The 12,444-nt window shown below is 34.2% G+C and carries 11 protein-coding genes; 6 read left to right on the forward strand and 5 right to left on the reverse strand.

Annotated features, from left to right (window positions below; all coding sequences use genetic code 11):
- Nucleotides 1–27 precede the first annotated feature (27 nt).
- The 4 genes from ruvA to CGC58_RS06720 form a co-directional block, all read right to left on the reverse strand.
- Complete coding sequence (ruvA, locus tag CGC58_RS06705; RefSeq protein ID WP_095896022.1) at nt 28–612, reverse strand: Holliday junction branch migration protein RuvA; 585 nt, start codon at nt 610–612, stop codon at nt 28–30.
- Nucleotides 613–860: 248 nt separating this feature from the next.
- Entirely contained in the window at nt 861–1,790 is a 930-nt protein-coding gene (locus CGC58_RS06710; RefSeq protein WP_095896023.1) for a formylglycine-generating enzyme family protein, read from the reverse strand.
- A 350-nt stretch (nt 1,791–2,140) separates the two neighbouring features.
- On the reverse strand, nt 2,141–3,034 hold the full coding sequence (locus CGC58_RS06715) for a formylglycine-generating enzyme family protein (protein ID WP_095896024.1): 894 nt from the start codon (nt 3,032–3,034) through the stop codon (nt 2,141–2,143).
- A 366-nt stretch (nt 3,035–3,400) separates the two neighbouring features.
- The gene (locus CGC58_RS06720) at nt 3,401–4,312 is read right to left on the reverse strand and encodes a formylglycine-generating enzyme family protein (RefSeq protein ID WP_095896025.1); all 912 of its coding nucleotides are present in this window, start codon (nt 4,310–4,312) and stop codon (nt 3,401–3,403) included.
- Between the two features lie 530 nt (nt 4,313–4,842).
- On the opposite strand from CGC58_RS06720, the gene CGC58_RS06730 reads away from it, so the two are divergent.
- Complete coding sequence (locus tag CGC58_RS06730) at nt 4,843–5,637, forward strand: IS5 family transposase (protein WP_095894635.1); 795 nt, start codon at nt 4,843–4,845, stop codon at nt 5,635–5,637.
- Nucleotides 5,638–5,689: 52 nt separating this feature from the next.
- On the opposite strand, the gene CGC58_RS06735 is transcribed toward CGC58_RS06730, so the two are convergent.
- Nucleotides 5,690–6,298, reverse strand: coding sequence for an SPFH domain-containing protein (locus CGC58_RS06735; RefSeq protein ID WP_157909224.1), 609 nt, complete (start codon nt 6,296–6,298; stop codon nt 5,690–5,692).
- Nucleotides 6,299–7,041: 743 nt separating this feature from the next.
- Between CGC58_RS06735 and CGC58_RS06740 the strand changes: the two genes are divergently transcribed.
- The 5 genes from CGC58_RS06740 (at nt 7,042) to CGC58_RS06760 (ending at nt 12,291) form a co-directional block, all read left to right on the forward strand.
- Nucleotides 7,042–9,852 (forward strand): hybrid sensor histidine kinase/response regulator transcription factor, encoded by a 2,811-nt coding sequence (locus tag CGC58_RS06740; protein ID WP_232748802.1) that lies wholly within the window; start codon nt 7,042–7,044, stop codon nt 9,850–9,852.
- A 52-nt stretch (nt 9,853–9,904) separates the two neighbouring features.
- Nucleotides 9,905–10,318, forward strand: a complete 414-nt coding sequence (gene ybeY / locus CGC58_RS06745) for an rRNA maturation RNase YbeY (protein WP_095896029.1) — start codon at nt 9,905–9,907, stop codon at nt 10,316–10,318.
- Between the two features lie 267 nt (nt 10,319–10,585).
- The gene (locus CGC58_RS06750; RefSeq protein WP_095896030.1) at nt 10,586–10,903 is read left to right on the forward strand and encodes a hypothetical protein; all 318 of its coding nucleotides are present in this window, start codon (nt 10,586–10,588) and stop codon (nt 10,901–10,903) included.
- Between the two features lie 252 nt (nt 10,904–11,155).
- Nucleotides 11,156–11,545 (forward strand): hypothetical protein, encoded by a 390-nt coding sequence (locus CGC58_RS06755; protein WP_095896031.1) that lies wholly within the window; start codon nt 11,156–11,158, stop codon nt 11,543–11,545.
- Between the two features lie 95 nt (nt 11,546–11,640).
- Nucleotides 11,641–12,291 carry a GDSL-type esterase/lipase family protein gene (locus CGC58_RS06760; RefSeq protein WP_095896032.1) on the forward strand — a complete coding sequence of 217 codons (651 nt, stop codon included), beginning with the start codon at nt 11,641–11,643 and terminating at the stop codon, nt 12,289–12,291.
- The last annotated feature ends 153 nt before the right edge of the window (nt 12,292–12,444 follow it).

Below are 12,444 nucleotides of genomic sequence, written 5' to 3' on the forward strand. Positions count from 1 at the left end.
AGACGTACAATTGATTATTGTTTATTGTCACAAACTTTTGAGAGATTGCTTTATAATTTCTTCTACAGAGATTTCTCCCGAAGCTGATTTTACAATTTTGTCTACCACTTTTTCGGCTTGTTTTCGGGCAAATCCTAAGACTTCTAATGCTGCGAGAGCTTCTTCCTTGTTGGTATTCAGTTCGTTGTGAGGAATATCTTCAAAATCTTGTAATTTCATCATTTTGTCTTTCAAATCTAAAATTATACGTTGAGCCGTTTTTGCTCCGATTCCTTTAACAGATTGAATACTAACTACATCTCCGTTTATGATGGCACTTCGTACGTGGGCTGCCGTTAGTGAAGAAAGCATCGTTCGGGCTGTACTTGCTCCAACCCCTGAAACTGATAGCAATAGCACAAAAACTTCACGTTCCGCTTTGGTCAGAAATCCGTAAAGTGTGTGGGAATCTTCTTTGATTTGCAAATGCGTGTATAGCTTAATAGATTCACTATCAGGGAGTGATGAGAAAGTGTGCAGTGTAATATTCACAAAATACCCCACCCCGCCACAATCTATAACCACATAGGTTAGATTTTTTTCAACGAGCTTTCCTTGTAATTGAGTAATCATTTCTATAAATTCTGATTTTCTTGCCAAACTGAACCGCTAAGGTATGAAATATATTTTTATGTAGAAATATTTTTAATAAAAACGATTTTTTTTTAAGATTTAATCCTAAAAATTTAACAATATAGTATAAAGAAAAGATTGTTTATTTTAAAAGTAGAATTACAGTTTTTGCAAAGAAAGTAATAGTAAGGAGAATAAAAAAAGCCTCAACAAATTCGTTGAGGCTTTTTGTTTTATAAAACTTTATATTATTTCGCAGGGAAAACAACACGGAATCCGATATTTGCTTGTCCGTCACGAGCAATGTAAGTTCCTCGGTTAGCAATGCGACATTTATCGTGCAAACAAGAGAAACTCGCTCCACGACGAACACGATAAGTTCCTCTCTCAGGTCCTGTAGGATTCGTTTGGTCAGTACTTGGGTAATATCCGTACCAATCAGCAGTCCATTCCCAAACGTTTCCATTAACATCGTATAGCCCTAATTCGTTCGGTTTTTTCTCTCCAACTGGATGTAATCTTCCACCCGAATTAGCTCTGTACCAAGCATAATCACCGATGTTATCACCAATACCATCTTCGTCGGCAAAAATACCATCTTGGTTTACTCTTTTGTTTCCTCCTCTTAGGATGTACTCAAATTCAGCTTCAGTAGGTAATTTACCACCTAACCATTCAGCATATGCTTTAGCTCCATACCAAGAAACACGTACCACAGGATGATTTTCCATTCCGTCTTTTGGTGTAAAAACATCTCCTTTTTGTTCAATATCAAAACCTTGATACCATTTTTTTCTGTCTTCGGTTTGATTACCTTTTGCAGTTAAGAATTTTGCATATTGTGCATTAGTGATTTCGTACTTACTTACTTTAAAATCACTTAAAGTCACATTATGTTGAGGTTTTTCATCTCCTTGACTTTGTTTATCTTTGGTTGAGCTTCCCATAAGGAAAGTCCCTCCTTCAACAAGCACAACATCTAACTCTTTAAGAAGAGGATTTAGTGTCTCTGCATTGGGTGTTTCAGGTGTTTCATTCTTTGGTTCTTGAGTGTTCTCAACTGATGGTTTTTGTGTTATTTCTTCTTCTTTTTTATTACAACTAGCCAATGAAATCATTGCTACTGATATCGAAATTGTGATAACACCTTTCGTTAACTTTATGATGTTCTTTTTCATAAGTAATAGTATTAAATTATTAATCTTTTATTGGTAAACTATTATTGTTGAAATAATCTCATCGCTATAAAAGTTTATAAAATCTCTTTTAAGTGGTTGAAATACAATTCCAAAAGCAATAGTTTTGAGGGTGCAAATATACAAATTAATTTTACACAAAAAATGGTTTAATCATAAAAAAGATGTAAACTTTAATGTTATAAAGTTAAAATGTTTAAAAAAATATAAGAAGGAAATTTGTTTTTGTGGTGCTTTGTGATTTATTCAGCTTTTGGAAATAGCTTGTTAATCAATCCAATAAAAAAATCCACCTCTTAAAAAAGGTGGATTTATACTATAATTTTTTATACTTATCTTGCTGGGAAAACAACACGGAAACCTAAGTTGTGGCGTACACCGTTAGGAGCACGTTTGCTTCGATATATAGTACGGCAAGTTGCTGGAGTACAGAAGGCACTGGCTCCACGTCTTACGCGTAAACTTCCCTGATTAGCACCTTTCGGGTTTGTTTGTTGAGTTCTTGGTAGAGAGCCAAACCAATCAGCAGTCCATTCCCAAGCATTTCCGCTCATATCATAAATTCCTAACTCATTGGGTTTCTTCGTTCCCACAGGATGCATTCTTCCTCCTGAATTTTTCACATACCAAGCAACTTCATCTATGTTGTTACTTCCGCTCCACATATAGCCTTTGCTTTTTTTACCTCCACGGGCAGCATATTCCCATTCTGCTTCGGTTGGGATTCTTCCTCCTGCCCATTCTGCGTATGCCTTAGCTCCGTTCCAAGTAACAAAAATTACAGGAAGATTTTCTTTACCAGCTCGAGCCTTAAATGTTTTTCCTTCTTGAACGATGTCTTTCCCTTGATACCATTTGGCTCCGTTTTCAATCTTATTTTCTTTTTTTGAATTTAAAAATTGTGCATACTCAGCGTTGGTAATTTCGTACTTAGTGATTCTGAAGTTGCTTAAAGTCACCTTATGGGCACTTACTGTTCCCATATTAAAAGTTCCTCCTTCAACAAAAACAGTGTTGTCTTTTATTGATTTTGAAAAAAGATTGGGTGAAATTTCCGGCTGTGTTTCAACCGTTACAGTGTCAGAGGGGGTGAAGTCTTGCTCCTCTTTGTTACAACTTGTTAGTGTGGTTGTCGCCATTACTGTTAATACGGCAATACCTTTCGAAAATTTGTGCAGTTTAAAAGCATCCCACTTTTTTACTGCGGTTTGAACGTTTTTTTTCATACTATATTTAATTTGTTTTAATTAATCCAGAGGAATTATCGTGACCATTGATTTTAAAATCGGTCTTATGTGTTACATAGTTTCTTTCGGGGGCAAAACTATAAAAGAAAGTTGTTCTGAAAAATATTTATGCAGACTTTATAAGAAGTTAATAAAAATTAAAGGTCAGTATATTCTTTTTAGAAGCCTTATTTATAATGATTTAATATAAAAATATGTTTTGCACGTGCAGAATTTTTTTCTGAATATTGACAATACACATAATCAAATCGGTTGTTTCTTAATATATGTATAATAAATATGTTAAAAATCCCGCTTATTATAAAAATAAACGGGATTTTTTAAATTAACAAGTTCTTTTTATCGTTAGTCAAAAACTACACGAAAACCTAAATTGTGACGTACTCCATTAGGGGCTCTGTTACTACGATTTGCAGAACGATTGTTGTGAGGAGTACAGAAGGCACTGGCACCGCGTCGTGAACGAGCCTTGCCTGTAGAGGGACCTTTAGGGTTCGTTTTGGCTTCTTTCGTGTAGGCACCATACCAATCAGCAGTCCACTCCCATACATTCCCGCTCATATCATATATCCCTAACTCATTTGGTTTTTTTTCACCCACATTGTGAAGTCTTTGTCCTGAATTACCCACGTGCCAAGCAACTTCATTGATGTTGTTGCTTCCGCTCCAGGTGTAACCTTTACTTTTTTTGCCTCCTCTTGCTGCGTATTCCCACTCGGCTTCGGTTGGGATTCTCCCTTTTGCCCACTTGGCATAGGCATTGGCTCCGTTCCAGCTAACGAATCGCACGGGCATTCTTTCCTTCCCTTTTTTAGGAGTGAACTTTTTCCCCTTTACATCAAAATCTGTTCCCTGATACCACTTCACTCCGTTTTCAGTCTGATTCCCTCTTTCAGATAAAAACTTGGCGTACTGCTCATTAGTGATTTCGTACTTGGTGATTTTGAAGCTTTTAAGGGTTACTTTGTGTTGTGGGCGTTCGTCCCCGTCACCTGAACCAGCGGGGCTTCCCATTAGGAATGTGCCTCCTTCCACAAAAATTAAATCTGAATCGGGCTTGGAGTTAGTTCCTCCAGAATTGGATTTCTCCCCTCCTGAAGATGAAGAATTTGAATTTGTAATAGGATTGATTAGCTCTTCTTGTTCCTTCTTACAACTTGTTAATGAAATCATTCCTACCATTGCTGTGTAGGTGAAGAATCTGAAAAGATTCTGTTTTTGAATTAAACTCCGTAGAGTAAGCGTAGCGTTTTTCATGACTATATTTGAGTTGATTTATTCTTGCTATATATTTTTGTTCTGATTTTAATCACATAAAAAACAGGTTTTTAAAAACTAATAACAAAGGGCAAATGTTAAAAAAAACCAAAAAAAACTAAAAAACATTTACTTATCTGGGGACAAAAATATAAATAAGTTTCATATGAAAAACTTTTTTTTGAAAAAATTGATACACAATTACAAATAATTTAACAAGCTGAAATAGCGTATGTTATAAAACACTGTATTTATATATTTGATTATCAGTTACTTGTAATTTTGTTTTGAAAGAATAAAAAATGAAGTGCAATATTGCCGTAGAATGGTTTTTAATCCTATAAAAATGAAAAAAGAAGATACTTTTGGGTATCTTCTTGAGAAAAGTGGTAGCACAATGTTAAGCTCCTAAGTATTGGAAGTGAATATATAATACTAAAAACCTGTCTAAACTTTTTAAGAGGAAAATTAAAAGTTCCAAGAATTTTTAGCATTTTTGTTTTGCATAACAAAATGAAAATCAAGGAACTTTGAGCAAAGATATAATAAAAAAATGGATTATTTCCCATTTGAGTATTGGAAAAAGAGGATTTAAAACAAAATTTGATTTATCATTAATTTTTCTTCTGATAGTCAAACGATTAAAAACAGGTTGCCAGTGGAGGGAACTTCCGGTAGAAGTGTATTTTAAAGACCAAAAAATAAGCTATCAAACAGTCTATTATTATTTCAATAAATGGAGTAAAGATGGTAGTTTTAAGCGAATTTGGCTTAATTTGTTGCTTGAGAATCGGAGAAAATTAGATTTATCAAGCGTCCAACTTGATGGTAGTCATACTCGATGTCGAATGGGAGGACAATCTGTTGGTTATCAGTTAAGAAAAAAGTCAAAGACCACGAATTCTATCTTTCTGTGTGATAATTTGGGGCAAATTTTAGCAATGGGTAGTCCAAAATCCGGTAATCATCACGATTTGAATAATATAGACTTTGTTTTAAAAGAGATTTTGAATCTTTTGGAGGAAGCGAAAATAGAGCATAAAGGCTTGTTTGTCAATGCAGATGCAGGTTTTGATAGCCGAGACTTAAAAAGTTTTTTACAGGAAAAAGAAATAATACCTAATATCAAACAAAATCCCAGAAATGGACAAAATGAAAATATTTATTTTGACGAAGAATTATATAAAAATCGGTTTAAAATAGAGAGAAGTTTTGCGTGGCTTGATGGTTTTAAAGGATTGATTATAAGATATGAAACCCTAAACACAACTTGGATGGCTATGTTGTATCTAGGGATTATACTAACATTTATTCGAAAAGTTTAAACAAGTTTTAATAAAAAATGCTACGTGATTAAGGAGCTTAGAAGTTTTTCTTTTAATTTTTGTAAACAGTAAAGTTATCTATCTGAAAATCATCTAATATGATGTCAAAATCTAAAAGGTCATTTTTAAGATTAATCTTCAAATCGTTAGAAAACTTTTGAGGTTCTTTTACAATGCTCAGTAAATCAACACCTGATGTTTCCAAATAATTTCTGAATCTTTTAATAATGAAATTGTTGAACCATCTTTCTTGAGAATCAACTTCTTGGTCCTTTATCAAGTTTTCTATAAATGCAGAAGGATTTGGTTTTACACAAAAACTGTATCTGCCTGAGGTTTCGATGGCTACAGATTTTAACTTCTGATCCTCAAGAGGGAAAGGATAAAGAGTAGACCAGTTTTGGTTATTAAATGTTGCAGTATTTATGAAATAAACTTCCGCTTCAAACGCAGAGGCGTGATTGTATTTCCATCCTTTGAGTGTCGCGAAAATTGGCATATTGGAGGCAACCAATTCGTGTTGACCACAACTATACATATCCGCCAACCGACCACCACTCACAAGTGCTGCAACGTGTGTGTTATCAACAACAAGTTTCGCTCCATTTTTGATGGTTGCTGGGGAAGAGAAAACATTCCACAATTTGTTTTTGTTTTCCATACACTTTATTACATCAACATTTCGATGTAATAATTTGAATCCTAGAGATTTAATTTTACCAAGCAAATTCATAACCTCAAAATTTAATAGTTATTAGTTAATAAAAATCTACAGTTCGCAGTTGTGGCTGTGGCATCAGTAACACAACCACAACTCAGAACCGTACCTACGCAATGTGAAAAATCAAGTTTCATAAAATCACTCTCTCAACTCGTCTAGTCTTTTAGTTTAATTCAGGTGCTAATCTCTTGGGACAAAATTATGCTACCGAGTGATCAAACCTTTGTAAAAAGTGAATATTTATTTGTATATATCACGCATTAACATTTTTCAGATTTGTATATATCACGCATACTTTTTGTACAACTCATTGAAAATGATGAATAAAAAAATACAAATAAATCTTTTAATCTTATTTGTAAAGAAATGAAAGGAATTGTATTTTTTTGATTTGAAAAGATTATAAAAACATAAAAACAATCAGAGTCGAAAAATAATTTGGAAAAAATACAGGTCGGTTATTGTCGTTGAAAGTGTTTTTTGCAGTCTTTTTCGTGAATTTTTATCTTCTGTGATTTTAATATTTTCGTTTTTTACCTGATTTGATAATCAATTAGTTATATGCATAACTAATTTTTTTTGTTAAATTTCATAAATTATTCATACCTATTACATATTTTTGTTTTCTATTAATTTCGTTTGCAATGGATATTTTCGTCAGAATAAGAATGTCATTTCTGTTGATGTGCACTTTCGTTTTTCTTGATGCTTGCTCTCCTGAAAAAGAACAAATCAGGAAGAGTGCTTCCAAAGAAGAATATTTGGAAGCACTCAATGGTATTTCAAAAAAGGAAGATTCTTTGAAAATTATGCTTCAAAAGCAAATTGAAGCAGGAGATGATATTGGTATGATGTTGTCATACAAGTATTTGGGGAAAAACCAGCGAGAAAATGCGAAATTTGCAGAAGCAATTGAGTCTCATCAAGAGTATTTGGAACTTGCTTTAAAAATAAAAGATACAGTTGAAATTATTCAGGCGTTCAATGATTTAGGAACTGATTTTAGGCGCATTGGAGCAACATCTGAGGCTTCAAACTACCATTATGAGGCACTTCGGTATGCAGATGCTTTTTCAGATTTGAAAAACAGCGGAAGAAAAGCTCGTGTTGTGGCTTTAAACGGAATAGGTAACATTAGTCAGCAACTTGGTTATTTATCTGATGCTGAAAGATATTTTCGCGAAGCTCTCGCCGAAGAAACTGCATTGGGAAGTGAATTAGGAGAGGCGATAAATTACGCAAATATAGGTTCCGTGTTCAGAGGCAGGCAAGAGTACGATTCTGCAAGAGTGTATTATCAGCGTTCATTGGAGAAAAATATCAAAGCTAATTCGGAATTAGGCATAGGATTATGCTACATTCACCTTGGAAATTTGTATAGTATTGAACAAAAATACGACCTTGCAGAAGAAGAGTACCAAAAGGCATACGATTTAATGGATAAGTTTGCCGATAAATGGCATTGGCTTAATGCGTGTGTTGCCCTTGCTACCGTATATCAAGAACAGGGAAATGTTGGGAAATACAAGAAGTACATTCAACTTGCTGAAGAAACTGCAAACCGAATTGGCTCTATGGGGCATATTTCGGAGGTGAATGAACTAAAATACAATCAAGCCATAAAGCAACGTAATTTCCGAGAGGCACTTGATTGTTACAAGAAAAGCATTATGATGCGTGATAGCGTTCAGGGTATCAAAAATGCAAATCATTATATGGATTTGCGTGTAAATTATGAAAGAGAACAAAACTCACGCAGGCTCAAGCAAGTTGAGGCTGAAAGCATAATCAAAGAAGGGAAAAGACAATTTTTGCTGAAGATATCTTGGGCGGTAGTTTTGGTGGTAGTAATCATATTGGGGCTTTTGTATTACGCTTATAGGCAACGTGCCATCAGCAACCGAATACTCAGAAATGTAGAAAAAGCCAGAACAGACTTCTTTACGAACCTCACCCACGAGTTCCGAACGCCTCTTACAGTAATTCAAGGGCTTAATCGTCAGCTACAAATACGAAAAGACCTTTCCGAAAAAGAGAAATCAAAATTTATGGATGCCATCGCTCGGCAGAGTAGCAATTTGCTAAATTTGGTTAATCAACTATTGGACGTCACAAAATTGAAAAGCGGAACCGAAAAACCCGAATGGAGAAGAGACGATATCATTCCTTATTTACGAATGACGGCAGAAACTTTTCGGTTATACGCTCAGGAGAGAAACATAAATCTGATTTTTTACACCGATATTGCCAAACAAGAAATGGATTTTGTTCCTTTCTATATTGATAAAATAGTTGGGAATTTGCTTTCCAATGCCATCAAACATACCGAAGATGGCGACAAAATTGATTTTATCGTTGTAAAAGGTTCAAAACCAGATACTATAGTTATCCGTGTTACAGACAACGGAGTAGGAATTCCAAAGGGTGAATTAACACACATTTTTGAATTGTTCTACCAAAGTCCGAATGCAAAAAACACCTCAGGAACGGGCATTGGGCTGGCATTTACCAAAATGTTGGTTGAGAAAATGCACGGGAAAATTACTGTGGAAAGCGAGCTTGGAAAAGGAACAACATTTACGGTTACCTTGCCTTTAAAAAATAAAGACGTAAAAGTAACTCTAATTTCAGAAAACATTAAAAAAGAAGTAATTACGCTTCCAAAAATCGCAGAAAGTGAGCCGGAGGAAGATTCTGCTTGTAATGATAACGCAAAGCATTCCCACCTGCCTACGGTATTGGTTGTGGAGGACAATAAAGATGTAACATTGTACGTAAAATCCTTATTAAGAGAAAATTACAACGTTATCACAGCTAAGAACGGAAAAGAAGGAATGGAATTGGCTGAGAAATGCGTGCCTGATTTGGTAATTACAGACGTGATGATGCCCGTTAAAAACGGATATGAGTTGTGTAAATATATGAAAGATAGTGTGTTACTAAATCATATTCCTATCATTATGCTTACTGCAAAAACTTCAAAAGAAGACCGTTTGCAAGGATTGAAATACGGAGTGGAAGCCTACATAGAAAAACCTTTCTCTTCTAAGGAATTATTAATTCGTGTTCATAATATTTTGGAAAACAGAAAGATATTGAAAGAAAAATATTTGAATATTACCGATAGTAACTCTCAAGCTCGTTTGCATAATGATGAAAATTTGAAGTTTTTACAAAAGGTGGTTGAAATAATTCATTCCGAATTAAATAACCCTAATTTCAATGCGGCTTTTGTTGCGGATAAAATGGCAGTAAGTCCTTCACAGTTAAGTAGAAAGCTGAATCAAATAACAGGATTCCCTACATCTTCGTATATTCTTCAAGTGAAACTGAACAAAGCCAAGAAAATGCTTCACGATACGTCGGTTAGTTTGGGCGAGGTAGCTGACGTTTGCGGTTTCTATGATTTGAGCTATTTTTCGCGAGTATTTAAAAAAGAATTTGGCATCACGCCAAGCCAATATCAGAAAAATGTTTCGATGAATGTGAAGTAAATCAATATTATGAATTATTTTTGTACTTCATTTATTACGTTAAAGATTTTTTATGATAACATTTAATTACGAAACCGAATTTGAACTCCCCGAGCAAGAAGCCGTTTTTCAGTCGTGGATTGAAAAGATAATAATTTCCGAAGAAAAAGAATTGGGCGAGCTGAATTATATTTTCTGTGATGATGCGTATTTACATCAAATCAATGTGCAATATCTTGACCACGATACACTTACCGATATCATAACGTTTGATTATACGGAAGAGGAAACGATTTCAGGAGATATTTTTATTTCGGTGGAACGAGTTGCCGATAACGCCCAAGATTTCAATGTGGATTTTCAAACCGAATTGTTGCGAGTGATGGCTCACGGTGTGCTACACTTATGCGGTTACAAAGACAAAACCGACGCAGAAAGCCAGCAAATGCGGAATAAAGAAGAAGAAAAAATGGGATTGTTTGTGTAGGTAAATTGGTGATTATTCTACTAACTGCTTTTGGAGTTGTAGCTATTTCGGGGACTGAACGGAAATTACTGGTGTAACTGTTGGAGCTAGTTTTTTGGTAACAACAGAAGTTGCCACTGTAGGTGTCTATCCTAGTGGGTTTAGAGTTATAGAAGGAACTACAAAAACTCCTTTTAATTTAAAATACCATTGGTATCCCAATATAGACATAGGAGCATATAATTTTCCAAAAGAAGTGTTACCTCATATAAAATCTAAACTAAAATTATGACGTTATCATTAGATAGAAAATACCATTTTAATGCCCTCTTATTTATCAAAAAAAGTATATTTTTACCTAATACAACAAGCCCAAAAGATGATGTCGTCAACCGGCTTTTTTTACAAATAGAAGAAAATCTATACGGATTTGTTTACAAAACGTTGAATGAAAATTTCGCTCAATATGAGAAACCTTTTGATGTAGAAATTTCTATTTTTGCTTTTGATTTTATGAAAACAAGTATAGGGTTAGGTAATGTTTATAAGGTTTTTAGAGGTCAAGAAGAAGTTGGTTGGATAGAAATACGAAGAAAAGTCGAATAGAATTAGTTTTAAAGTAGTGATTATGGGTATGAGGAAGGGTGGTGATTCCTCCATCGTATGAGTTTAAGTTTAAACAAATAAAAAAATAGTATGTTTCAAGAAATGTCTGAAGGTATCAAGCTTATAGCTATTTTATCATTAATTTTATTGACTCTGTCTCTTGTCGTTCCCAAGGTAATGAAAAAAGTTGATAAATAAGAAGTTACCTTAACAATAATATTGCTTTTCTCTATTTCAGGTCTGCTAGTAATCATGAAATTTAGAGACGATAAGTTTTACAGATTAACCGATAATTACGCTATAACCAAAGGATATATAGATGGTTATTTTGTTGGCGGTAAAGTTAGCATACCAACAATGGGAGTGAGCGCACCAAACAATAGTGTAGAATATAGTTACTTTGTTGGTGAAGATTTTTATATTGAAAAGTATAGTGAGCCAGGACGAGTAGAGATACCTGATATAAAACCAGATTTGTCTGCTAATTATATAGTTATTTATGAAAAGACAAATCCTCAAAATAGCTTCATATTATTGAATTATCCTGTTAAAGATGATATTCAACTTAAAGAGTATCAGAAAGTTTTTGAAAAGACAATCCCTGATAACGTTTTTAAGAATTATAAGCACGAAAAGAGATAGATTAAGAACAAAGAAAAGTTATTGCTTCTGAATATTCCTACTAAATTTTACATTGAAAGTTTATAAAAAACTATAACCATTTAACCTAAATAACAATGAAAAAAATTATTCTTTTATTCGCTGTAATGCTTTCATTTTCTGGTTTTTCGCAAGAGATAAAACATTCTCATTTTTATTACCAACGTGCCGATTTTTTCGATAAGTTCCCTGTTACTTCAAAAGATATTGTTTTCTTAGGGAACAGCATTACTAACGGGTGCGAATGGGCGGAACTCTTCGGAAAGAAAAACATAAAAAACAGAGGTATTAGCGGCGATATTTCGCAGGGAGTTTATGAAAGATTGGACAATATCGTAAACGGAAAGCCTAAAAAAATATTTCTGCTCATTGGAGTGAATGACATTGCCCGAAAAATTCCGTTGGAAACCACTTCGCAAAACATCGAAAAAATTGTGATGAAAATACAGCAAGTTTCGCCAAAAACCAAGATTTATTTGCAAAGTGTTTTGCCGGTAAATTCTGATTTTAAGATGTTTGAGGCTCATCAACAACCCGAAAAAATACACGAGCTTAACGCTGAAATTCGCCGAATTTGCCAGAAATATAAAGTCGCTTATGTGGATTTGTACTCGCATTTTATCGTACCCAACACCGACAAGCTAAAACCCGAACTCACCAACGACGGACTTCATCTAATGGCGGAAGGATACTTGCTGTGGAAGAAAATCGTTTTGCCTTATTTGTAGTTTAAGGCTCGTAACTTCCTTAAAAAATGTAATTTCTTTCAGCTAAAAATCAACAAGATTTTTAGACAGTAATTCTTTTTCTCTAAATTATCGTATTTTTGTCGCCCTAATTGTAAAGTTATTAGGAATTAAGCCAGTGGAATTTTAAATCAC

Origin of the sequence: Capnocytophaga stomatis (assembly GCF_002302635.1) — a bacterium.
Taxonomy (GTDB): Bacteria; Bacteroidota; Bacteroidia; order Flavobacteriales; family Flavobacteriaceae; genus Capnocytophaga; species Capnocytophaga stomatis.

Coding starts and splice junctions, on each gene's coding strand:
- ruvA (WP_095896022.1), bottom strand. CDS start 612: ATGATTACTCAATTACAAGGAAAGCTCGTTGAAAAAAATCTAACCTAT.
- ybeY (WP_095896029.1), top strand. CDS start 9,905: ATGATAACATTTAATTACGAAACCGAATTTGAACTCCCCGAGCAAGAA.
- CGC58_RS06760 (WP_095896032.1), top strand. CDS start 11,641: ATGAAAAAAATTATTCTTTTATTCGCTGTAATGCTTTCATTTTCTGGT.
- CGC58_RS06720 (WP_095896025.1), bottom strand. CDS start 4,312: ATGAAAAACGCTACGCTTACTCTACGGAGTTTAATTCAAAAACAGAAT.
- CGC58_RS06735 (WP_157909224.1), bottom strand. CDS start 6,298: ATGGAAAACAAAAACAAATTGTGGAATGTTTTCTCTTCCCCAGCAACC.
- CGC58_RS06755 (WP_095896031.1), top strand. CDS start 11,156: ATGAAATTTAGAGACGATAAGTTTTACAGATTAACCGATAATTACGCT.
- CGC58_RS06715 (WP_095896024.1), bottom strand. CDS start 3,034: ATGAAAAAAAACGTTCAAACCGCAGTAAAAAAGTGGGATGCTTTTAAA.
- CGC58_RS06710 (WP_095896023.1), bottom strand. CDS start 1,790: ATGAAAAAGAACATCATAAAGTTAACGAAAGGTGTTATCACAATTTCG.
- CGC58_RS06740 (WP_232748802.1), top strand. CDS start 7,042: ATGTGCACTTTCGTTTTTCTTGATGCTTGCTCTCCTGAAAAAGAACAA.
- CGC58_RS06750 (WP_095896030.1), top strand. CDS start 10,586: ATGACGTTATCATTAGATAGAAAATACCATTTTAATGCCCTCTTATTT.